General features: G+C 61.3%; 12 protein-coding genes. 6 read left to right on the forward strand and 6 right to left on the reverse strand.

All coding sequences use genetic code 11. From position 1 onward, the window contains the following. Entirely contained in the window at positions 1-945 is a 945-nt protein-coding gene (locus tag EH165_RS06470; RefSeq protein ID WP_124798629.1) for a tetratricopeptide repeat protein, read from the forward strand. 80 nt (positions 946-1025) lie between these two features. On the opposite strand, the gene EH165_RS06475 is transcribed toward EH165_RS06470, so the two are convergent. Next, on the reverse strand, positions 1026-2228 hold the full coding sequence (locus tag EH165_RS06475; RefSeq protein ID WP_124798631.1) for a neutral zinc metallopeptidase: 1203 nt from the start codon (positions 2226-2228) through the stop codon (positions 1026-1028). A gap of 73 nt (positions 2229-2301) precedes the next feature. After that, on the reverse strand, positions 2302-4398 hold the full coding sequence (gene glgB / locus EH165_RS06480; RefSeq protein WP_422392138.1) for a 1,4-alpha-glucan branching protein GlgB: 2097 nt from the start codon (positions 4396-4398) through the stop codon (positions 2302-2304). On the opposite strand from glgB, the gene EH165_RS16125 reads away from it, so the two are divergent. Continuing rightward, entirely contained in the window at positions 4306-4644 is a 339-nt protein-coding gene (locus EH165_RS16125) for a hypothetical protein (protein ID WP_239020741.1), read from the forward strand. The two genes, glgB and EH165_RS16125, sit on opposite strands and share 93 nt — an antisense overlap. Here EH165_RS16125 and EH165_RS06485 read toward each other — a convergent pair. The 3 genes from EH165_RS06485 to EH165_RS06495 form a co-directional block, all read right to left on the reverse strand. Continuing rightward, positions 4622-6049 carry a maltokinase N-terminal cap-like domain-containing protein gene (locus EH165_RS06485; RefSeq protein WP_124798635.1) on the reverse strand — a complete coding sequence of 476 codons (1428 nt, stop codon included), beginning with the start codon at positions 6047-6049 and terminating at the stop codon, positions 4622-4624. The two genes, EH165_RS16125 and EH165_RS06485, sit on opposite strands and share 23 nt — an antisense overlap. Positions 6050-6058: 9 nt before the next feature. Further along, positions 6059-7849, reverse strand: coding sequence for a maltose alpha-D-glucosyltransferase (gene treS / locus EH165_RS06490; RefSeq protein ID WP_206426138.1), 1791 nt, complete (start codon positions 7847-7849; stop codon positions 6059-6061). 73 nt (positions 7850-7922) lie between these two features. After that, the gene (locus tag EH165_RS06495) at positions 7923-9920 is read right to left on the reverse strand and encodes a maltotransferase domain-containing protein (protein WP_124798639.1); all 1998 of its coding nucleotides are present in this window, start codon (positions 9918-9920) and stop codon (positions 7923-7925) included. Positions 9921-10339: 419 nt separating this feature from the next. On the opposite strand from EH165_RS06495, the gene glgP reads away from it, so the two are divergent. After that, positions 10340-12940 carry an alpha-glucan family phosphorylase gene (gene glgP, locus EH165_RS06500; RefSeq protein WP_124798641.1) on the forward strand — a complete coding sequence of 867 codons (2601 nt, stop codon included), beginning with the start codon at positions 10340-10342 and terminating at the stop codon, positions 12938-12940. 77 nt (positions 12941-13017) lie between these two features. Here the strand turns inward: glgP and glgX are convergent, their stop codons facing one another. After that, entirely contained in the window at positions 13018-15144 is a 2127-nt protein-coding gene (glgX, locus tag EH165_RS06505; RefSeq protein ID WP_124798643.1) for a glycogen debranching protein GlgX, read from the reverse strand. A 513-nt stretch (positions 15145-15657) separates the two neighbouring features. Between glgX and EH165_RS06510 the strand changes: the two genes are divergently transcribed. Genes EH165_RS06510 through EH165_RS06520 form a run of 3 tightly spaced genes read left to right on the forward strand, consistent with a single transcriptional unit; the run spans position 15658 to position 23797 of the window. After that, positions 15658-16497: an LPXTG cell wall anchor domain-containing protein gene (locus EH165_RS06510; RefSeq protein WP_124798645.1), complete on the forward strand. Its 840-nt coding sequence runs from the start codon at positions 15658-15660 to the stop codon at positions 16495-16497. After that, the gene (locus EH165_RS06515; protein WP_124798647.1) at positions 16497-18083 is read left to right on the forward strand and encodes an N-acetylmuramoyl-L-alanine amidase; all 1587 of its coding nucleotides are present in this window, start codon (positions 16497-16499) and stop codon (positions 18081-18083) included. Before EH165_RS06510 ends, EH165_RS06515 begins: the two co-directional genes overlap by 1 nt. Then, the gene (locus EH165_RS06520) at positions 18059-23797 is read left to right on the forward strand and encodes a polymorphic toxin-type HINT domain-containing protein (protein ID WP_124798649.1); all 5739 of its coding nucleotides are present in this window, start codon (positions 18059-18061) and stop codon (positions 23795-23797) included. The genes EH165_RS06515 and EH165_RS06520 overlap by 25 nt, the downstream gene beginning before the upstream one ends. Positions 23798-24388 lie beyond the last annotated feature (591 nt).

Below are 24388 nucleotides of genomic sequence, written 5' to 3' on the forward strand. Positions count from 1 at the left end.
ATGACCAGTGCGATTCCCGGCCAACAGGCGGCCTTATCGGCCGCATTCTCCCGAGCGGTGGACCTATCCGCCCTGAAAAGCCGTGCGAGCGCGCCACCGACCGCGCTAGGCGCCGCAGCACCGGCAAGATCCCCTTTCGTCCTCGACGTGACCGAGGAGATCTTCGGTGCCATTGTCGAAAAATCCCACGATGTGCTCGTCATCATCGATTTGTGGGCGACATGGTGCGAACCGTGCAAGCAATTGTCACCAGCACTGGAACGCGTCGTCGATTCGTTTCATGGATCCGTCCTGCTGGCGAAAGTTGATGTCGACGCAAACCCTCGAATCGCGCAGGCATTTCAGGTTCAATCAGTTCCCACCATCGTGGCCCTAGCGCAGGGTAATCCTGTTGATGCCTTCTCCGGCGCACAGCCCGAGCCGCAGCTTCGCACTTGGATGACATCTCTGGTGGACGCTTTACGGGATAAATTGCCAGGAATTGCCGCAGCTGAGGCCGGGTCCGAGGATTCCATGGACCAGCCAGAACCAGCGCAAGACCCTCGACACGCGGCGGCCCAGGATGCCATCGAGATGGGCGATTATCCCGCGGCACTAGCCGCCTACCAGGCGATACTCGACGCCGAGCCAGCCAACACCGAGGTGCTGGCAGCACTGGGCCAAGTGCGCTTCCTGCAAAGGGTCGAGTCCTTGACGCCCGAGGTTGTCGCCGAGGCCGATTCCGATCCCGATAATCTCGTTGTGCAAATAGCCGCGGCGGATTATGCCCTCTTCCTGGGCGAGGCTGAACAAGCATTCGACCGACTCATCGCAGTTGTTGCTCGCAACGGCGAACCGGACCGCGCACGCGCCCGCGAGCACCTAGTGGAGCTTTTCGCGTTGGTGGGGACCGAAGACGCCCTCGTCGTCAAGGCTCGTCGTAAGCTGGCCGCGGCTCTGTACTGAGGCAGTCGCTTCGACGGCGAACGCCCCACCCGGCAGGTTCACTGCACTGCTGCTGCGCGCTAGCTGTGCGTTGCCGACAGCTAGACGCAGCCGCGGGCGAAGCCGTCCACAAATCCGATCACTTCTGCGGAGCTTGCCGAGTCGCTCAGACGCATCAGGTCCAAGGCCTCGTCGACGTCGGTCGGCCAAGATCCCAAAGTTCCGGGCACCGCGCTGCCATAAATAGCCGCAACCCACCGTCCCACTGCGCATCCGGCTGCGGCGGCGTCTCGAGGAAACCGCAGCGCGGAAGCTGCCCGCACCGTGGCGGTAGCGAGACCGAACTGGCCGAGATCGGCAGCTGCCTTCCGGTCGGCGACGCTAGGGGCAACCGTGGACCACTGCGCGCTCGTGAGAGCAAAAAGTCCGCTCTGCTCTGCGCTTGTCCGCGCGGCCTGGACCACGGAGGCATCATCACCAAATCGTGGCGAAGTCTTGAGCGCTGACTTCATTTTGCCGAGTGCGACCACTAGCCCTCGGTTGGCGATTTCTACGCAGTCGACGGGAGTGCCGCGATAACCCAATATCACGGCCTGCGCGCGGTCGATACCAAGGCCGTGTGCGCCGGCGGTAGCGGGGGAGAAGTCGGGTTGATCGCGAAAGTCTAGTAACGGAGCCAGTTCGGAGAGGAAGGCAGCGCCGGAACCTGCGAGATCAGCCCCCTCCGGCGATGCCTCCCAGGCGAGGAAATTGCCAGCAAAACAGTCTGCTTGGGCCTCTACATTGATGGCCGCTCCGGTCGCCACCTTCGCCCGGGCTGCCACCGCGTGGCCGAACTCGTGCGCAAAACTGGAAATGACGCCTGCGCGCCCGTAGTGCGTTGTGAGAACGGGTACCAACACAGCGGTGTCATAGACGATCCCGTCAGTACCCGGACAGTAGTAGGCATTGCCGGCAATTTGCGCGGCGGTGATGATGCACAGAGCCCCAGTTTCAGGGCCATTCGAATCCGCGATTTGAGAATCCAACGGATGTATACCGCCCGCCAGGGGCGTGAATTGTCGACCAAAAGCGTCTGGAAAGACCAAAGTCCAATACCGAACCAGCTCCGCGAGGACTTCCGACGGCAGTGCGGTGTCCGGTCCAGGGTTTTTATCAGGGGATCCCGCCACGCGACTCACCGTCGGCGGGAGGGTTGCGTCCAGCAGCGCCGCAGAAGTCTCTGAGGTCGCCGAGCTAGGTTCGCGCTGCCGATACTGAGTGCAGGCAAACAACAACGACGCCACCGCGACCAAGGCCGTCATTCGGCTCAAGGTTCTGCGGTGGCGCCGTTGGTTCACAGCACCATTACTACACGCTTCGTGACCACCGGCCGAACTAGTCGGTGAGTACCAACCACAGCGCGCCGAGCGGTGGCAGGGTCAGCACAGCTGAGGCTGGCTGTCCATGGAATGCTTCTTCGCTCGCAAGGATCTCGCCGTTGCCGACGCCAGAGCCGCCGTACACGTGGTTATCGGTATTGATGGCTTCGCGCCACGTTCCGGCAAATGGCATGCCCACCCGGTAGTTGTGGTGCACGTCGGCTGAGAAGTTCAGGACGCACACCAGCGCGGACCCGTCGGATCCCCACCGAAGGTAGGACAACACGTTGCCGCCGCGATCATTGGCATCGATCCAGTTGAAGCCGGATGGTGTGAAGTCCTGGGTGTAGAGCGCAGGGAAGGCCCGATAAGTCCGGTTCAAGTCCCCGACCATCTGCCGAATACCGGCGTGCAGAGGCTGATCGAGCAGGTGCCAGGGCAGGGATTGCGCCTCGGTCCATTCCGTCGGCGAACCCAGTTCTTGACCCATGAACAACAGTTGTTTGCCCGGGTGAGCCCACATGTGCGCGTAGTAGGCGCGGAGGGTGGCGGCCTTACGCCAGTCGTCTCCGACAATCTTTCCCCACAATGAGCCCTTGCCGTGCACGACCTCATCATGGGAAATCGGCAACACGAACTGCTCGGAGAAGGCGTACATCAACGAGAACGTCATCTCGTTGTGGTGCCAGGACCGGTGCACCGGTTCCCGCGCCAGGTAGGACAGCGTGTCGTGCATCCAGCCCATGTTCCATTTCAGGTGGAAGCCCAACCCGCCCAGATGGGTCGGCCGAGTGACGCCCGGCCACGCGGTGGATTCCTCGGCGATCATCAGCGCGCCGGGTACTCGCTTGTCGACGGTCGCATTGACCTCCTGCAGGAACGACACGGCCTGCAGGTTTTCATTTCCGCCGTGTTCGTTAGGCAGCCACTGCCCATCTTCGCGCGAATAATCCAGGTACAACATCGACGCGACAGCATCGACCCGCAGGCCGTCGATATGGAACTCTTCGAGCCAGTACAGGGCATTGGCGACCAAAAAGTTGCGCACCTCGCGGCGCCCGAAGTCGAAAACGTAGGTGCCCCAGTCGGGTTGCTCTCCACGGCGGGGGTCGGCGTGCTCGTACAGTGCGGTTCCATCAAAGCGAGCCAGGGCGAATGCGTCCTTGGGGAAATGTGCGGGGACCCAGTCGAGAATGACGCCGTACCCGGCTTGATGAAGCCGGTCTACCAAGTAGCGGAAATCGTCCGGAGATCCGAAGCGAGAATCGGATGCATAGTACGACGTGACTTGGTACCCCCATGACGGGGCGAACGGATGGCCAGCCAACGGCAGGAACTCCACGTGGGTGAAGGCCGTCACGTCCAGGTCGGCGATCAGCGCGTCAGCCATTTCGCGATAGGACAGCCCCATCTTCCACGAACCCGCGTGGACTTCGTAGATAGAGATGGGTGAGTGCAGCAGATCGGCTTTCGCGCGCTCGTCGATCCAGGTGGCGTCATCCCAGGCGTACTCGCTGCTGAACACCACCGAAGCGGTGTGCGGCGGGATCTCGGAATAGAACGCCAGCGGGTCGGCCTTGTCTCGCCAGACGCGGTCTGCACCCAGTATTTGGAACTTGTAGCGGGTTCCTGGATGGACATCGGGCAGGAAGATTTCCCAGACGCCCGTGGACCCAAGCGAGCGCATCGGCTGGCCCGATCCGGTCCAATGGTCAAAATCGCCGGAAACGCGCACGCCCGCAGCGTTGGGAGCCCAGACTGCGAAGGAGGTGCCGGTGACAGAACCGCCAGGCGTGTCGTAGGTGCGCACGTGGGCCCCGAGGACATCCCAGAGACGCTCATGACGGCCTTCGCCGATCAGGTACAGGTCGACTTCGCCCAAGGTGGGAAGCCAGCGATAAGGGTCGTCCACCACGAGCGGTTCGTTTTCCCCGTACGTCACCCTGATCCGATAGTCGCCCACAGGCCCCGGAACGGTGACAGCCCAAATGCCGCCGTACGCGTGCTCGAAGCTCAGCTCTTGGCCGTCGTACAGCAGCTCAACGTTGGCGGCGTGATGCCGCAGGGTGCGGACGATCGTGCTGCCGTCGGTTTGCGGGTGCGCACCGAGAATGCCGTGGGGGTTGTGAGTTTCACCGCCAATCAGCTTCTCGTAGTCGTCGGTGCTGGGCCCCGCCGGAGCGGCAGGTGCGGCAACGTAGGTGCCGCTCGGTGCCGCCGCAGCCGTGGTGGTAACTTCGGCGCTCGCCGGGATATCCGCTGGGGGGCGACGGCAGCCGCAGCGGCTGCCGCGGCTGCGGTGGGACTAGCGGGATGGCGATCGTTGTTTTCGAGACTCATGCATTTCCTCCGGCTTTAATCAATGTCGCGATGGCATGCAGCGGGATCGGTTCCCAGCTAGGCCGGTTGCCGTGTTCGTATGCCACTTCGTAGACCGCTTTATCCAGCTCATAGGCCCGAATAAGTGCCTTCTCGTGCAGGCTGGCCAATTGTTCTTCTCCCGCGACAGCTTCGTAGCCGGCGAGGAAAGCGTGCCGATTGCGGGTTGCCCATTCACCGGCGCGGTAGGTCTGCTGCGCATCGCTGGCACCGCCCGGCAGCAGGTGATGGGCCGCGTAATCTAACGACCGCAGCATGCCCGCGAGGTCTTTTGCCAGCAAGTGCTTGGCGCGGCGTTCGACCATGGGTTTGGCAGGTTCGCCTTCGAAATCGATGATGACCCAGCCGGTCAGGGTGCGCAGCGTTTGCCCGAGATGCAGATCGCCGTGAATACGCTGACGGGTGGCTGCGCTGCCGACGTGCCTGGCGGCCTCGAATGTAGCGATGATGCCGTCCAGATGTTCGGCGACGGAGGAAACGTAGGCAGCTACCGCCCGTGCCTCTGAAATCATGGCGTCCAGCGTCGTTTGCCATTGGCTGGCGTCTACATGGTCGGTGCCGAAAGCGGCTGCGAGGTCGGTGTGGACGTGTGCGACGGCTTCCCCGAGCCGATGAGCCTCAGCGGCGAAATCGCCACCTACCTCGTCGGCCCGCAGGTCACCTTCGGCGAGGAGGTCCCGCACGCTGGCGCAGGCCATCGCCCAGCCGTCCGCGCTGTTGGCAAAAAAGCTGGCCATGAAGCCCAGCGTCGTCGGCACACCAGCAACGTCGGCCTCCAGGACGCCCTGCGGCGCCGCAACGTGTTTGCTACCAGCAACTTTCAAAGCCCGGTGGATCTCGACGTCGGGATTTTGGCCCGGCTCGATTCGCCGGAAGACCTTCAGGATTGAGGTGTCTCCAAAGATGATGGAGGTATTTGACTGCTCGCCGCTGATGACTAGACCGGGCGCAGTAGCGTCGAACTCCGAATCCACTTCAGCAGCCAGAGTAATGGGACCCCACGTGCGCGAGGCATGAATTCTACTGAGCAGCTGTGAGCTGACCGCTGCGTCATGGAGCGCGTCGTACACCGTCTCGTTGCCGATGGAGCCAATGACGGAGTGCTGCAACCGATCGGAGACAGTGTGGCGCCAACCGAGGAAGAGCTGGTACATCTGCTCGCCAACGTTGGTATAAACACGCAGGATCAGGTGCTCGACCCGCATCATGTCAGCGGCGTCACCCGCGTCCCATTCCGGAGTATCGAGCGCGGCACGAGCTTCGATCGAGATCGGGCCCAGTTGGCCGCCTTTCCCGGCGAACCAGCGTTGGTGCGGTAGCCAGCTGCTGATCAGATCTAGTAAAGCCGGGTCGTCGAGCGGAAGCCGTGAAGTAGTTTCTGTCATTATTTCTCCTTACCCTTCTTCGGGCGTGAGCACCGGGGTGAGCTCGAACCAGTAAAAGCCGTGGCCCGGCAGTGTGAGCAGATAGGGAAGCTCGCCGACGGGTGGGAACGCGGTCCCGCCTGTGAGCTCGGTGGGGATTGCACCCTCAAACTTTCGTAAATCCAGCTCGACCGGCTGTGGGAATCGCGACAGGTTGTTGACGCACAACACCGACTTCGTCGAGCCTCGCGCCCCCTCGACCGCCTCGTCGGCAACCACCAGCACGTACGACAGCACAGTGGGATTGGAGCCGCCCAAGTCGGTGAAGGTGCCCGCGGAGAAAGCCGCGTGGCGCTTGCGGATTTCGATCATGCGGCGGACGAAATGCAACAGCGAGGCCGACGAGTTCATCTGCGCCTCAACGTTTACCGCTTGGAATCCGTAGATCGGGTCCATGATGGACGGCAGATTTAGCCTGGCTGGATCGGACCGGGAGAAACCGCCGTTGCGGTCGGGCGACCACTGCATGGGGGTGCGGACGCCATCGCGGTCGCCAAGCCAGATGTTGTCGCCCATACCGATTTCATCGCCGTAATACAGACACGGCGAGCCCGGAAGGGAGAGCAGCAAAGCGGTGAATAACTCTTGCTGGTTGCGATCGTTGTCCAGCAACGTCGCCAGACGTCGCCGGATGCCGATGTTGGCCTTCATCCGAGGGTCTTTGGCGTATTCGGCCCACATGTAGTCGCGGTCCTCGTCGCTGACCATTTCGAGAGTGAGCTCGTCGTGGTTGCGCAGGAAGATGCCCCACTGAGATGACGAAGGAATGGCTGGCGTCTGCGCAAGGATTTCCGAGATGGGGAATCGGGACTCCCGGCGAGCCGCCATAAAAATTCGTGGCATCAGCGGGAAGTGGAAGCACATGTGGCACTCGTCGCCGCCTGCGGCGGGGTCGCCGAAGTAGTCCACCACGTCGGCGGGCCATTGGTTAGCCTCGGCGAGCAGCACGGCGTCCGGGTATTCGGCTTCGATGACCGCGCGACACCGCTTGAGATAGGCGTGGGTTTCCGGCAGGTTCTCGCCGTTGGTGCCCTCGCGCACGTAGAGGTACGGAACCGCATCCAACCGGAAGCCGTCGATTCCGAGGTCTAGCCAGAATCGCATAATGTCGATCAGGGCGTCGCCCACCGCGGGGTTTTCGAAGTTGAGGTCGGGCTGGTGGGAGAAAAACCGATGCCAGAAATATTGCTTGCGGATGGGGTCGAAGGTCCAGTTGGACGGCTCGGTATCGACAAAGATAATGCGCGCGTCCGGGTACAGGGTGTCGTCATCCGACCAGACGTAATAGTCGCCGTAAGGGCCGGTGGGATCGCTGCGCGACTCCTGGAACCACTGGTGCGAGTCGGAGGTGTGGTTCATGACGAGATCGGTCACCACCCGCATGCCGCGGGCGTGCGCAGCATCGAGCAGGGCTACGAAATCCTCGACCGTGCCGAACTCGGGCAGCACCTTGCGGTAGTCGCGAATGTCGTAGCCACCATCGCGCAGCGGAGAGTCGTAGAACGGCGGGAGCCACAGGCAATCGACACCGAGCCACGCCAAGTAGTCCAACTTCTCAATCAGGCCCCGAAGGTCTCCTGAGCCATCGCCGTTCGAGTCGTAGAAACTTCGCACGAGCACTTCGTAGAACACCGCCCGCTTGTACCAACCGGGATCAGCCGGTAAGGCCCGCGCGGAAGGGAAGTCGGAGGACGCCGGCTCGTCGATCACGTGGTCGTCGTGGCCGTCGTGCTGCTGATGAGCGATTTCGCTGGAAGTCATGTGCACCATTTTCTTGTGGGCAAGGGAGTGTGGGTCTGGCAGTGCTGTGGAGCCCGGCTAAAAAGGAATGAAGCTAGCGCGACTTCACCGTGAGAATGTGCGCGACCCGTTGCTCCGGGTCTAACCCCACGTCGTTGAACTGGCCCCAGTGATACTGCTCGCCCGATATTTCATCAACGACGTCAAACTCGGCGCCCCATTCCAGACCGAGCGCCGGCAAGTACAGGTCGGTGGTTCCCCAGTACATGCCTTGCGCGGCGAGTGCGACCACCACGATGACGGTGTCGCCGCTGCGCTCGTCCCGTTTGGAGAAACACAGCAGCTGCTCGTTATTGATGCCGTGGAACCAGAGGCCCTTGAGCTTTTGCAGTGCGGGATGGTCGCGGCGAATGTGGTTGAGCTGGGTGATGAAAGGTTCCAAGGAGTCACCTCGCTGCAGCGCCCCGGCGTGATCCCGCGGCCGGAGTTCGAACTTCTCGGAGTTCAGATACTCCTCTTTGCCTTCCGCCAGCACTTCGCTTTCGTACAACTCGAAACCTGAATACACGCCCCACGTGCTGGCTAGCATGCTGGCCAGCACGGCGCGGATTGCGAACATTGCTCTGGACTGCGTCTGCAAATGGAACGGCAGGATATCTGGCGTGTTAACGAAAAAATTGGGCCGCATGTAGTCCGATGCCAGGACCAATTCGACTCCGTAGTCGATGATGTCGGCCTTGGCGGTCCGCCACGTGAAGTATGTGTAGGACTGCGTGAAACCGACCCGACCCAGCTCGTGCATCATCGGCGCTCGGGTGAAGGCCTCGGCGAGGAAGATTACCTCCGGATGCGTGATGTGCACCTGATTGATTAACCACTCCCAGAAGTTAATGGGCTTGGTGTGTGGGTTGTCCACACGGAACACCGTGATCCCGCGGTCGATCCAGAATCTGATCACCCGCAGAATTTCTGCGTACAACGTCGCCGGAGCGTTATCGAAGTTAATGGGATAAATGTCTTGATACTTTTTCGGCGGATTCTCTGCATACGCAATTGATCCGTCGGCGAGCGTGGTGAACCACTCGGGATTCGACGTTACCCAAGGGTGGTCGGGAGCGCATTGCAGCGCAAAGTCCAACGCGATCTCGATGTTTTGCTCCTTCGCCGCAGCGACGAATGCGTCAAAGTCAGCCAGCGTCCCCAGATCCGGGTTAATCGCATCATGGCCGCCCTCATCCGATCCGATGGCCCACGGGGAGCCGACATCGTGTTGCCCGCTCTCCACCGTATTGTTCTTACCCTTGCGGTTCAGCTTCCCGATGGGATGGATCGGGGGTAGGTACAAGACGTCGAAGCCCATGCGGGCGACCCTCGGCAATTCTGCCGTCGCATCCGCGAACGTCCCGTGGCGCAGCACTTCACCATTCGGCCCGACCTCAGCGCTCAGGGAGCGGGGGAATAATTCGTACCAAGAGCCAAATTCTGCGAGCGGGCGGTCCACCCAAATCCGGATCGGGGCGGCTTTGGTAGTCAGCTCTCGAATGGGGTCGGCGGCGAGCACGGACCACAGCTCCTGCGCCACAGCAGGCCCGATACGCTCTGCGACAGAACGGCTTTCGTCGCGAAGGGCAGCGATAGCCGTGCGAATAGCGGTGGCGTACTTTTGCTGCGGCCGCCGAGAAATCCGGTCCAACAATTCGATGCCAGTGGCCAGATCATTGGCCATTTCCGCGCCGGACTGGCCGGCGGCAGCCTTGATTTCCACGGCATGTTTCCACGTTTCAAGTGGATCCGACCACGCCTCGACTGTTGCTGTCCAGATGCCCTGCCTGTCAGGGACTACGTGGGCGACATAGCGGTCGACGCCCGGCGCCGGCTGCATGCGTAAGAGGGGGGCCACCGTGCGGGTGCGCACCTTGACTCCACCTGCGACTTCCGGCCCACGCCACACCACATTTGCGGCTACCGCATCGTGGCCCTCTCGGAAAACCGTCGCACTGATGAGGATGGTTTCGCCGATCACCGCCTTCGAAGGATAGGAGCCGCAAGCGACTAAGGGGGCAAGGTCTGAGATACCGATTCTTCCAGCCACATGGCAAACCTACCCAACAAGCACCACCCCTAACCTTTCGCAGGGGACTTCTTGCACCGATCCCGCAATCTGGCCTGGCGATTACGCGCTGACCTGCGGTTACGTTCGAATTGAGTAGAAAATATTTGGTTCGCATTCGACTTTTCGATTTCCGGCGCGCGGGCGGTCGAAATATTTCTTTTCTTACCGTTGCCTGGCAGCTCTCGTCGGCGCACCGGCGCCGGCGCGAGGCTATGGTGAGGGAGGCTGAATGGCCTGATCAGGCAAATCAGGGTGCAAAGTAGTGCCGGGTGCTCTCCGGGCGGGGTGCTGGGAGGTGTCTGAATCGTTCCCAGGTGCGCAGTTCGTTTCCCCTGAGGTGGGGAGAATTACCTCATGGTGGTCCCCAGAGCTGCGGAAAATCAGATATTTTTCAAGGTGTGAAGGCACTCAGAAGGTTTACCGTCCGTCCCCAACTTCCAGAGGCGTTGCGGCCGCTAGGGGCACTTATCCGCAACTTGCGGTGGTCTTGGCATCCGGCCAGCCAGGATCTGTTCGCTGATATCGATCCGGAACTATGGAAAAAGGTCGAAGGCGATCCGCTGAGGCTGCTCGGAGCCGTCAGCGTCCAGCGGCTGCAGGAATTGTCCACCGATGTGGACTTCCTGCAACGAATGCATGCTCTGGACGCCGATCTGCAGCACTACCTCACCGAGCCGCGCTGGTATCAACAGCAGATTTCTCATCACACCGAAACAGGCGACGGGCTAGGCGGCGACTTTCCCCGCGCCATTGCCTACTTCTCCCTCGAGTTCGGTGTGTCGGAGGTGCTCCCCAACTACTCGGGAGGGCTCGGCATCCTGGCGGGAGATCACCTCAAATCTGCCTCCGACCTCGGGGTACCCATTGTGGGTATCGGCCTCTTATACCGATTCGGCTATTTCTGGCAGTCCCTCAACGCCGATGGTTGGCAGCAGGAGCACTACCCGTCGCACGACCCGCAGGGGCTGCCGCTATCGCCTGTTCTGGGTGCGGACTCCGAGCAGCTGTCGATTGCTGTACCGATGCCCGGAGGCCGCAATATTGTCGCTCGGATCTGGCTTGCACAAGTAGGCCGCGTCCCATTGCTGTTGCTGGACACCGATATTGAAGCCAATGATGTCGAGCTACGTCAGGTGACCGACAAGCTGTACGGGGGCGATCAAGACCACCGCATCAAACAGGAAATCTTGGTGGGCATCGGCGGCGTTCGCGCCGTCCGTGCATTCTGCGAGGCGACGGGTCACCCGCTGCCCGAGGTCTTCCACATGAACGAGGGCCACGCTGGTTTCCTCGGTCTGGAGCGGATCAGGACCCTCATCGCGGAGGAGGGACTGACCTTCAGCGAAGCTCATTCCGCCGTTCGCGCTGGCACGGTCTTCACTACCCATACCCCCGTGCCAGCAGGGATCGACAGATTCCCAATGTCCATGGTGGAGCACTATCTAGCAGGTGACTCGGAAGGTGACTCGTCGTTGGTTCCCGGACTGCATGTGGGGGAGGTGCTCGCGCTCGGAGTCGAAGACGACCCATCAAGATTCAATATGGCTCACATGGGTCTGCGACTCGCGCAGCGCGCGAATGGTGTCGCAAAGCTGCACGGTGTGATCTCCCGGGAAATGTTCTCCGGTTTGTTCCCTGGTTTCGCCCCGCACGAGGTGCCGATCGGTTCTGTCACCAACGGCGTTCACCTGCCCACCTGGGCATCGCGTGAAATGCGCCAGATAGCGGGTGACATGGCGAACTGGCAGGATCTGGCCTCCGCCCCCGAGTGGCCCAATAGCGCCTCGGTGGACGGTGAGCGTCTCTGGGAGCTGCGCAACACTTTGCGCGCACGGTTGGTAGAGATGGCCCGGATGGCTGTGAAGAAGTCCTGGTTGCAGCGCGGCCGGACAGAGGCGGAGTTGGGCTGGACAGACAGCATTCTCGACCCGGAGATCTTAACGATTGGGTTCGCCAGGCGGGTGTCGACGTATAAGAGGCTCACCCTGATGTTGCGCGATCCGGCGAGGCTCAAGGCGCTGCTACTGGACCCGGACCATCCGATCCAGATCGTCATTGCGGGTAAAGCGCATCCTGCTGATGACGGTGGGAAGACGTACATGCAGGAGATGGTGCGCTTCACGGATGATCCGGAAATTCGACACCGCATCGTATTCCTCCCTGATTACGACATGGGGATGGCAGCGATCCTGTGTTCTGGAGCCGACGTGTGGCTAAACAACCCCCTGCGTCCACAAGAGGCATCCGGTACTTCCGGGATGAAGTCGGCACTCAACGGCGGTCTTAATCTCTCCATCTCGGACGGGTGGTGGGATGAGCTCTACGACGGCAACGACGGTTGGATGATCCCCACCGCTGACGGGATCTCAGACATGGAGCGCCGCAACGACTTAGAAGCCAACGCGCTCTATGCCTTAATGGAGAACCAGGTAACGCGACTGTTCTACGACCGCGGTCTTGACGGCCGCCCTGGCCGCTGGGTCGATATGGTGCGGCATACCCTCGCCTACCTTGGCCCGCGAGTGCAGGCGACGAGAATGGTGCGCGACTATGTGGAGCAGTACTACGCCCCCGCAGCAGCAGCCAACAGGGCCGTTAGCGCGGATTCCCTCGCGCCTGCTAAACAGTTGGCCGCATGGAAGGACAAGGTGCGATCAGCGTGGCCCCAAGTCCGCGTGGTTAATGTCGATACATCAGGAATCGGCGCAACCCCGTCAGTGGGTAGTGTGATGACCGTTCGAGCCCACGTTGATCTGGCAGGGCTTGCCCCCAGCGATGTTGCGGTGCAGGCGGTGATGGGGCGGGTCGGTGAAACTGACGAACTCCACGAGGTGTCGTTGACACCGATGGCGCCGATCGAAGGCGATTCCGACAACGTTGCTTACGAAGTCGAATTGCCGTTGTCGCAGTCGGGGTCTGTGGGATACACCGTCCGAGTGCTGCCCCAGCACGCATTGCTGGCTGCTCCCGCTGAATTAGGTTTGGTAGTTACAGCCTAAACATCGGTGACTACTTGCCGGGGATCCCTGACGACGTCGGGGATCCCCGCAAAAGCCAGCGTTCTCAGCACCTGCCCTTAGTTAGCCAAGGCCGCATCTTCGATGTCACCAGCCCGATGGATGCGGAAAAGCAAGAAAGTTCTGCCGGGAACCGTGATGTGGACTCCGGACGGGATCGCCGTCACATCGTAGGGGACACCGGTGACGCTGTCAGTGCTTAGCTCCGGGACATAGGCCTCGGCATAGGGCGGCCCGGGCAACGTCAGGTCGATCGGCGCGGCGCCAGCGTGCAGCACGATAAGCCAGGAATCATCGGATAGCGGCTGGCCGTATGGCCCGTGCCCACGGACGTCTTGGCCGTCGAGCCACATTTGCACCGTTTGGCGATTCGAGTCGAACCAATCCTCGTCCGTCATCTGCTGGCCAACGGTGTTGAACCAGACCAGGTCCGGAAGGCCATCGTCAAAGACGGTTTGCCGACCTTCAAAAAATTCCCCCTGATGCAACGCTGGGGAGTCGGCGCGGATCCGCAAAGTGTGTTGGAAAAATGCCAACATGTCTGCCTGTTCGGGTTCGAGAGTCCAATCCACCCAGGAGATCTCGTTGTCGTGGCAGTAGGCGTTGTTGTTGCCTCCCTGGGTGCGCCACAGCTCGTCGCCCATGGTGACCATGGGGGTACCTGTGGACAGCAACAAGGTGGCGGCGAGGTTTCGAGCCTGTCGGGTTCGAAGGGCACGGATTTCCAAGTTGCAGCTTTCGCCCTCTTCGCCGTAATTGGCAGACCTATTGTTATCGGTGCCGTCGCGGCCCTGCTCACCGTTGGCCAGATTGTGCTTGTGTTCGTAGCTGACGGTGTCGCGAAGGGTGAACCCATCGTGTGCGGTGACGAAATTGATAGACGCCCACGGCCGCCTGTTGCTGGAGTAAAGGTCGCTGGACCCGGTGAGACGATAGCCAATATCTCTCACGCCGCCGGCTCCACGCCAAAAGTCGCGGACGCCATCTCGGAATCGGTCGTTCCACTCTGCCCACATGGCTCCAAACTGACCGACTGCGTATCCCTCGCCCGTCGCGTCCCAGGGTTCGGCGATTAACTTGCGAGTGGCTAACAATGGGTCGGCGGCGATAGCGGTGAGCAGCGCAGCGCCCGGGTCGAATGCACCGCCGTGTGGCCGGCCGAGCACCGAGGCCAAGTCGAACCGGAAGCCGTCAATCTGGAATTCGGTTGCCCAGTAACGCAATGAGTCGCAAACCAACCGGGCGGTTTCCAGGCTTCCGGTCTGCAGCGTGTTCCCGGTGCCGGTGATGTCGGAGTCGAAGGGCAAATAGTAGGCGTCGGGGTCGAAACCTCGCAGAGTCAACGGGGTGGGATATTTGCGGCAGCCCTCGCTGGTGTGGTTGTAGACGACGTCGAGCACCACCTCGATGCCCGCGCCGTGTAACGCATCCACCATCGAGGCAAACTCGGTGCGTTCGGCCCCGGTTCGGCTGGCATATCGAGGATGCGGGGCGAAGTAGCTCAGCGTCGAATAGCCCCAATAATTGGATCTGCCAGTCGCTCGGAGTCCTGGTTCGGTGGAGAAGGCTTGGACCGGAAGCAACTCGAGGGTGGTGACGTTCAGAGACAGGAGATGTTCGATGATGGCGGGATGCGCGACCCCGGCGTAGGTACCGCGAAGACTTTCGGGCACCCCGGGGTGGAGTTGCGTGAGGCCTTTGACGTGCGCCTCGTAGAGGACCGTATGTTCCCACGGCACTTGGGGACCGGGGCGAGGAGAAATGAGTGGCGCGGTGACGAAACCGAGTGGGGCATGGCCAGCAGAGTCGACACCGGGCGCGGAGACGATATCAAGGTCGTAGTCGACAGAGTCGACGCGTCGGGCGTACGGGTCGAGCAGAAGTTTGCTGGGATCGATGCCGTGGACTCGGTATCCGTAGCGCTGGCCAGCGCCGACGCCAGGGATGAATCCATGCCAAATACCAAACGTTTGCTCAGTCAGTTCGATGCGAGTCTCCGCTCCGCCGGCGTTGACAAGACACAACTCCACGGCGCTGGCCTTGGCCGCGGCGACGGAAAAGTACGTACCATCTGCTGCCAATGTGGCGCCCAGCGGAAATGGACGGCCAGGGTAGGAGCTTGCAGCACCGAGCCGGGGGCGCGGAATCCCCGGGGCGGCAGACGGTGTTCTTCCAGGGGGCAGCATATGACGATTGTTCCGGCGAATCCCCAATTTGCCTAACCCGGCATTGGGGGCTGCTGTGCCTGTTGGGTGCCATGAGTTCGGCCGGATGCTGAGACTGGGAATCTGGCACGCCGATGGCAAGGGTTCCGTCCGGCCCTTTTGGGGTGGGGGAGTTTGCGCGCGCTCGGATTAAGTCCTTGCGGCGAGCGGGCGACAGTGCCGAAGTTCAAGGTGTACTAGTCGACCGCTGGCGGTGGTTAGAAGGGTTTCGGCTATTCGACCTCCCCAGCTCGTGCGGGGAAGCGGATCTTCAGGGACTGCCGGCTGCGGCGTGAATGGACGAGCAAGGCGCCCCCAGGCAGGCGCGACGGCAACGAGGGGCAAGGCGGATATTTGGTCACAGAACGGAGTTTTCGCTGCGTGCAAACAGGTGATGAATCGGCTGAATTGGTGATGGCCCCGTGCCTCCTTCGTGCTAAGTTTCTGTGAGATCGCGGCTACTGGAGGCGCGGAAGTGCCGGTTGGGTGGGTTCGATGAGTCGATTACCGGTGATTTTCGCGTGGGCGCTAGGTCTTGTGCTGGCAATGGCCCCGGCGGCGCACGGATCCGTCATTGAAGCGCCCGTGGCAGGCCAGATCCAAAATTTCCTTGGTATTTCTGCTGCTCCGGGCGATGTGTCGTTGTCGTGTGTGGGGGTGGATGCTACGAAGTGCGATTCTGATGGTGATCGGATCACTGATGTTGTTGAGCGTCAGGTGTGCGGTACTGCGACGTGTTTGACGCCGGGGCAGGACAGTGATGGGGATGGTGTTCCTGATTGGGTGGAGCTGCGGGCGTGCGGCACGGCGACGTGTGCTGACCCGAAGGCTGACGCTGACGCCGATGGCATTCCTGATTATGTGGAACAGATCATCTGTGGGAGCGCTAGTTGTGAGGGCGGTTCCTCTGATGCTGACGCCGACGGTATCCCCGATTGGGTGGAGGTGTTGATCTGCGGCGACGTGACTTGCGCTGTGGGGTCTGAGGACTTCAACGCCGACGGGGTTGCTGATGCGAAGCAGCTGAAAAAACTGTTTGATGACACCGCTGCAGCGGCCGCCGCCGCGCAGGCTCGTGGTGATGGGGGTGGTGGTGTTGCTGCCAGCGGCGGCGGTGTGGTGAGACCTGTGGGTGTGCTTGCGGTTCCGGTGGGGGGTGCGTTGCCGGTGACGGGTGTGAATGTGGCGGTGTGGGTGGTTTTGGCTGGGGTGTTGTTGTTGCTGGGTGCTGGGTTGTTGGCGGTGTCTCGGCGCCGCCGGCCTGACGGTGGGCCAAACGGCTCTGCGGGTGCTGGTGCTGGTTCTGCGTCTTCTGATGAAATGGGTTCGATCTGATGCGGGCAGCTTCGGGGTTTGTGGGCGCTCGTGTGCGTGTGGGTGGGATGCGCGGTGTGTTGGCGGGGGTGGTTGCTGTTGCGTTGGCTGTTTCTGCTGTCGCTCCGGCGCAGGCGTTCCCCATTCCGGTCGTTGATTACGCCGGTATCGCAGCCCAAGCCGTGAAGGAACGGACAGCGGCGGCGGGTGTGGTGACGTTGGCGAAGGTGCGGGCCGCGGCGGCTGCGAACATCCGAACCACCACCGCTGATCCGGCTGGCACCGACCCCACTGGCACCGGTCCTGCTGGTACGGATCCTGCAACCCTCGGCAGTCCCGGTAGCTCTGGCACCGGCGGTGTGGGTGGGGATGTGGTTGTTGGTTCCGGTCGGGTCACCGCGGGGTCTGGTGACATGGTGTCTGCTGATGCGGTGGGTGCGTCGATCGTTTTTGGTGGTGAGAAAACCGCAGGTGTGTTGGCCGTTGATGTTGCGCAGTTGCCGGCGACGGTTTCGGCGGCTGCGGCTATTGCGGTGGATGGTGTTGCGGTGTCAGCGCCGGTGGAAGTTACTGCCACTGATAGTGCTGGGGTGGGGGTGACGCGGTTTGAGGCTGCGGTAACGACGGTGAAAGTCCCTGACGGCCCGGTGATTGTGACGTCGGTGGACCCAGGTGTCACTGTCACCTTCGACGTGGATAAAACACAGTTGGCCGCGGCTGGGGTGGACCCCGCGACGGCGCGGATCTTCACCCGCGAAAACACCGGCGACCCGTGGATTGCGTTGGCGTCCCGGTTTGATGCGGGGTCGGGGGCTGCGGGGTCGGGCAGGGTGGTGGGGGAGTCTGCGCATTTGTCGCAGTTCGTGGTGATCGGTTTCCCGTTCGTTGCCCCTGTTGGGCCGTCGATTGTGTTGGACCCTGATGATGGTGTGGCGAACACGACTTCACCGGGTGTGGTGGCGTCGGAGTTGCCTTACAACATTGCGTTGTCCAAGGCCGTGCAGGTGTTGTTGGAGCAGCAGTGTTTAGCGACGGTGACGCTCACCCGCGATGACCCGAACACGAGGGTGGTGTCGGAGGCGATGCGGGCGGCTACTGCGGCGGCGGCGAATCCGGCTTTGACCGCCACGATCGCTTTCGACGCCCCGGAGGGGCATGCCTGGGGCACCAATCCGTCGCAGGGTGGGACGAAGGTTTTCAACTTCAATCGCCCCGCTGATGACGCGTTGGCCGGGAACATCATCGCTGGTCTGCCCACATACACCGGTCGCCCGGCCCAGAAGTGGAACGCCCTACCTAATGGGGTGCCGCATGCGGCGTTTGCGAATATTGCTGGCGCTTACACGCACCTTGAGGTGTTGAACTTGGACAACAATTACGACTGGGCGGTGATCAACGACCCGGCCGGGTTCCAATCGATCGCCAATAGTTTGTTCGCCTCGTTCGCGCAGTACTTGACGGGGCGGGGTTTGATTGCGGCACTCCCGCCACCACTGGTTGGCCCGCGGCGCCGTCGGATGCGGAGAAAGCCCGGTGGCGGCAGCTGGGTGTGCATAACTATCAAACGTATGGGGCCGAGCCGGTGGCGTTCACCACCGGGAACCTGATTGAGCAGCTGCCCATTTACAGCCTGCCCGGTGACAGCGGGGTGGATGTGGGGTTGACGTATAACTCCCAAGACGGCCGCCTGACCCGTAACGGTGCGGGTTGGTCGATGGGGCCGGGCGCGCATGTGCAGCGGTTCATCGACGGGTCGGTGATGATGGCCGGTGGCGACGGCGCGTCCTACGTGTTCAACCCTGATGGGGCTGGTGGTTTCACCTCGGACCCAGGGGCGAACCTTGCCTTGGCTGATACTGGCAGCGGCCGGTTAACGATGACGTCCCCGGATGGGCGGACGTGGGTTTTTGATGCCGCAGGTGTGGAAGGCATCGGGCAGCTCGCCTCATACATTGATGCCCGCGGTCACGGCTACACCCTGCAATACGGCGCCCCTTCGGCGAACGCCCAGTTCCTACCCCTAGCTTCGATCACTGACACCAACGGTCAAGTCATCACCGTCGGCTCCGACGACGCCGGTCACATCACCTCATACACGGTGCCGGGCGGGCGGGTGTGGGGTTTCACCTACAACGCGGGTGACCTCACATCCATCACCTACCCGGACGGTGGGGTGCGAACCTTCACCTACGACGGCGCCCACCAGTTGCTGACAGCCACCGACCCCCTAAATGTGCTGTATTTGGTGAACACCTACGACACCGCGGGTCGGGTCGTGGAACAACGCGACGCCCAAAACAACATCCGCCGCTTCACCTACAACGCTGGCAGCACCGTTTACACCGACAACGAAGGCAACAACACCACCTACGAATTCGACACCGCCTCCCGAGTCACCGCCATTGTCGATGCTGCTGGCGGGGTGAAACGTTTCGCCTACGACGGCGCCAACAATGTGGTGGCCTCCACCGACCAGTTGGGCCGGACCTGGAATTACACCTTCGACACCGCCGGAAACACCACCAGCATCACCCAACCCGACGGCACAGTCACGTCGTTTACGTACTCCCAGACTGGGACGGTTACTTCCAGCACTGACACCGGCGGGGTGGGCGGCGCCACCCGGACCACCACCTTCGATGTCACCTCGCAGGGTTTGGTCACCGGTGCGCATCTGCCGGATGGGTCCACAACTGCGGCGACGTTCGATGCGGCGGGGAACGTCCTGTCTCAAACTAATCCGGGTGGGGAAACCACCCTGTATGCGTGGAATTCGGTGGGGCAGTTAACGTCCAGCACCGACCCCGCCGGGAACATCACCACCCTTGGCTATGACAACGCCGGTCAAGCCGTGAGTACCACGGATGCGGCGGGGAACACGTCCACCTTCGGCTACGACCCCGCCGGGAACCTGTCCACTGTCACGGACCCGGCGGGGGCAGTCACCTCATACACGTATGACCGCAACGGTCATGTCCTGACCTCCACCGACCCCGCCGGCGGGGTCACCTCTTACACCTGGGATGTGCTGTTCCGGGTCGCTTCGGTCACCGACCCCACTGGGGCGGTAACGGGGTTTGAATACAACACCGAAGACAATTTGACCGCCACCACGGATCCGATGGGTGCGGTTACCAAATACACCCGGGATCAGCTGTATCGGGTGGTGGGTGTCACCGACCCGAACGGCAACACCTGGGGCACCGGGTTCGATGCCACCGGGCAAGTCACCAGCAGCACGGATCCGTTGGGTGCGGTGTCCACCAACACTGTGGACGCCAACGGCCGCGTCATCACAGTGACCGACCCCCGGGGTGGGGTGTGGACCACCGAATACGACACTGTCGGCCGGGTTACTGCTTCCACCGACGCCGCCGGTGGTGTCACCGGTTACATCTACGACGTGCTGGGCCGGGTGGTGAAAACCATCGACGCTGTCGGGTCGGAAATCGTTTACACCTACACAGTGAACGGGCAAATCGCCTCGGTCACAGACCCCGATGGTCGGGTCACCACCCACACCTACACCCCCACCGGGCAAGTGAAGACGGTCACGGACCCGGCGGGGCAGGTCACTTCTTACACCTACGACACCCGCGGCCACCTCGTCGCTGTGACGGATGCGTTGGGTGCGGTGAACACCTTCACCTACGACACCCTCGGGCGTTTAACTGGGTCAACGGATCCGTTGGGACGCAACAGCACCCAAACCTTCGACTCCCGCGGCCTCGTCACCGCCGCGACCGGCCCCGATGGGAACGCCACCACTTTCACCTACGACGGCGCTGGCCGAGCACTGTCGGCCACCGACCCGTTGGGCGCGGTAACGGCGCAAACCCTGGACCCCGCCGGCCGGGTCACCGCGGTGACCGACCCGATGGGCGCCGTCACCAAAACCGGGTATGACCCAGCTGGGCAACCCATCACGGCCACCGACCCCGCCGGGACCGTCACCAAATACGGCTACGACCCCGTCGGGCAACTCACCACACTCATCGAAGCAGCCACCCCCACGGGGGTTGGATCTGCGGCCGCGAATGTGACCACCACATACGGGTACGACAAAATTGGGAACCGCACCTCGGTTACTGACCCCAACGGCAACACCACCACCACCACCACCACCTTCGATGCTCTATCCCGACCCACCCAGGTGAGGAACGCCGCTGGTGTTGTCACCACCAAAAACACTTTCGACCCGGTCGGGGAAGTGCTGGTTTCGGTGGATGGCAATGGGGACACCACCACCAACACCTACACCCCCGCCGGACTTCGCACCCAACAAAAGTTCGCCAACACCGGCGCCGCACCTGGACAGGCCCCCAAGCCTGATACGACGGTGGGGTGGGAGTTCGATGCAGTAGGTCGCCCCATCGCGATGACCGACAGTGTCGGTGTCACCGGCTGGACCTACGACCCCACTGGGCAGCTCCTCACCGAAACGAACCCCACCGGCGCCACCATCACCCACGCCTACAACAAAGCTGGCCAACAAACCGCCTTGACCTACCCCACCGGTGAAACCCTCACCACCACCTTCGACGCGGCTGGGTTGCCGGTGGCGCAGAAGTCGCCGTTCGGGGAGTTGAAATACGCCTTCGACAAAGCCGGACGCCTCGTCAAAGAGGACCGTTCGAACGGGGTGGACACCACCTTCGGTTACGACAGGGCTGGTCGGGTCACCACCATCACCCACCAACTCCCCACCGACCCCACCCCCACAGCATTGGGCCCAGTTGCCCCCGGTGCGGGTGGGAACCCAGCTGGTGGGATCGCACCCGGTGACTACCTAGCCGGATGGGACATCCCGACCGCGCAAGGCCAAGTCCCGGCGGGCGGCAAAATTGTTCTCGGCTACGGATACGACACCCGCAGCAACGTCACCACCGAAACCAATACCGTCACCACCAGCGGCGCCGACCCCAAAGCTGGCCTAGCCGCGTTCCTCACCCCCACCACCGTCGCCGGGGTCGCCGCAGGCCTAGCGAAACCAGTCACGTCCAACACCCAAACCCACACCTACGACCCCCTCGACCGCCTCACCGCAACCACAACCACCACCGCCGGGGCAACAGCTGGTGGAACAGGGACAACAGGTGCGGCTGGTTCAGCTGCTGGTGCGGGTGGGGATGGGACAGCCACCTACACCTACGACCCAGCGGGGAACCGGGTTTCCGCGGTCACCACCGGAGCTGACCCCACCACCACCAACGCGACGTTCAACAACTTGAATCAAATCATTTCCTCCACCGGCACCCACACCGCCGCCTACAGCTACGACGGGGTCGGGCAGCGAACTCAGGAAACCGTCGACGGATCAACCACCAACTACGGGTGGTCCCCGCAAAACCGGCTCACCAAAATCTTGAGGGACGGCCGCACCACCGACAACACCTACGACGGAATCGGCCGGTTGCAAACCAGCACCGACACAAACACCACCGGAGCTGGGAATGCCGGCGGCGGTAATGCTGGGGCTGGTAATGCGGGAGGTGGCGTTGCCAACGGTGGTGTGGTGGGGCAGCCCACTGTGACTTCCAGTGTGTGGGATGGCCTGAGCATTCTCGCTGAAACTAACCCCGCGTCCGGGACTACCAGCATGGTTCGGGATATCACCGGCAACGTCGCTATTCAGGCCTCCACGTTGACCACCCCCGGCACCGGGGTGCGGTGGAACCTCGTCGATGCGCAAGGCTCACCCATCGCGCAAACCGTCGGGGCCACGATCACTGAACAAGCTTCTTACGGCGATTACGGGAATCAGACGTTCAACACCCCCGGGTGGAACGCAACAGTTGGATACGGCGGCGAGATCACTGATCCCACCAACGATTTGAACTCCTACTACGCCCGCCAATACGACCCTGTCACCGCTACCTGGCTCAGCCCCGACCCCTACCAGGGGTCAGCGCTGGCTTCGCAAACCCAAAACAGGTACGCGTTCGTCTCAGGGAACCCCACTACCAACACGGACTTTCTCGGGTACTGCCCACTCAATTCCAGCGACTTCACCGGCGGCCCCCGCTGCGGAGGCCAACCCAAACCGGTAAAGAATGTCAGTGTTCACAAGGACCCCCAATCAGCCGGGGACCTCTCATCAGTTCGGGTCACACCACCGCCGGTAGCGGCTCAGAGGGACCCCGACGCAACGAATATCAACGCTAGCCAGAGCCCCCGTTGGCATACTGCAGCGGCCAGAACAGCAACCGGCAACGGTAAGCGGCTCGGCGGTGGCGGCCCCGATATGAACTTCCGCCCGCAACCCATTGACAGCAGCCGCAACTCCCAACGTCACACAGGTGCTCTTTTGGTCGATGGGCAGTATCGCGTTTTCACTCCTGCAGATGTGCTGCCCAACGTCACCGACATCGCCGTTGCACGTGTGCAGTGGATGGACTGGGGCGCCTTGACGATTTCTAATGACGTTTTGATGAGCGGCAAAAGCGTTGTCTGCGTCACCACGGCAGCGTGCCGGATTGCCGCGGACTACCTTATTAAAGGCGGCACCGACCTGGAGTATGCGAAAACGTTGGCGTTAAGCGCCTGCACTATGGACCCCGACCAATGCGCTGACTACAACTTTTGGCAAATCACCGGCCTTGGCCTCACCGGCATTGCTGCCTACGTCGGTGCTGGCATGAGCGGCCGCGGAGGCCCTTCGCGTGCAAGCTACTGCAGTTTCGCTGGCGAAACACTCGTATTAATGGCAGACGGCAGTAAACGACCCATTAAGGACATCAAAGTCGGCGACTACGTCCTGGCCACAGACCCCGAAACAGACGAACAGGTGGCCAAGGAGGTAACGCACCTATGGGTCCACCAGGACCTCCTCACTGATCTCATACTTGATGGTGAGGTCATCACCACTACTGAAGACCATCCATTCTGGGACGTCACTGACCAACGATTCGAACGCGCCGACCAGCTCGACTCCGGCGACAAACTAGAAACCGCGTCAGGGAATGTAGTCTCAGTCAGCCGCTTCGACACCAACAGAAGCCACATCGGCACCGCCTACAACCTCACCGTCCAAGGTATCCACACCTACCACGTCGGCGACAGCGAAATTCTCGTCCACAACACGTGCCCTCCGCTGACGCCAAACCAAATGAATTCAGCAATTGCACGTGGGCAAGCTCCGAAAGGAATCTTTCGAATTGATACTGCGAAAGTTCCAAATGAGCAGACACACGTCGCCTTGGGTCCAGGGCGAGGCGCCCCTTCCCTGAACATTGATGGAACTTGGAAACATGGACAGGGCGAGGTAGTGTTAACTAACAAGCAGATTTCTTGGCTTCGCGCTAATGGATGGAACATTTAGTGAATTGGTGGACGGAATTAGATGATTGCTTGAATTTATGCCAGACGCAACTCGAGACAAGCACCTACGCGCGAATCAATGTCGACTGGTTGCTACCTGACCTGACGCCTGATAATGTGGCTCAGTTCTCCGTAAAAGCGTTCATACGTACAGTCGAGTTGACACGCGAGCAACTGTACAATTTAGTGATTATGCTAGTTTTTCCTGTTGGCGAGTCCTCAATTCTGCAAGTTGAGCATCCAGAGTTTGATCAAATTATGACGGAACCCTGGAATCAACGTCAATATCCTTCTCTTTACCTACTCAGGGCTGATCATTGGATGTTACATGAGGAAGCCGAACGATACGAAATATTCTTAGATGCAAATATAGATTCTGACTTTAGGACGCATTGCTATTACAGTTCCTCTAAAAGGCGCTCAGGCTTAGACTACTACGACGCCAACATTTATCTGAGGACTGTCTGACACATAATTAGCGCGGCGCTCGTGATCGCTTTGAAGCAGAAGCCTCGACTAATGATTTTCTCGCGAGCGCGGTGTCACCCACTGAGGATCTGAATGAGTGGGCGGCTTCAGCATGAAAATATTT

Source organism: Nakamurella antarctica (assembly GCF_003860405.1).
In the GTDB taxonomy this organism is placed as follows: domain Bacteria; phylum Actinomycetota; class Actinomycetes; order Mycobacteriales; family Nakamurellaceae; genus Nakamurella; species Nakamurella antarctica.

Coding starts and splice junctions, on each gene's coding strand:
- EH165_RS06470 (WP_124798629.1), top strand. CDS start 1: ATGACCAGTGCGATTCCCGGCCAACAGGCGGCCTTATCGGCCGCATTC.
- EH165_RS06475 (WP_124798631.1), bottom strand. CDS start 2,228: ATGACGGCCTTGGTCGCGGTGGCGTCGTTGTTGTTTGCCTGCACTCAG.
- EH165_RS06485 (WP_124798635.1), bottom strand. CDS start 6,049: ATGACAGAAACTACTTCACGGCTTCCGCTCGACGACCCGGCTTTACTA.
- treS (WP_206426138.1), bottom strand. CDS start 7,849: ATGACTTCCAGCGAAATCGCTCATCAGCAGCACGACGGCCACGACGAC.
- glgX (WP_124798643.1), bottom strand. CDS start 15,144: ATGCTGCCCCCTGGAAGAACACCGTCTGCCGCCCCGGGGATTCCGCGC.
- EH165_RS06510 (WP_124798645.1), top strand. CDS start 15,658: ATGAGTCGATTACCGGTGATTTTCGCGTGGGCGCTAGGTCTTGTGCTG.
- EH165_RS06515 (WP_124798647.1), top strand. CDS start 16,497: ATGCGGGCAGCTTCGGGGTTTGTGGGCGCTCGTGTGCGTGTGGGTGGG.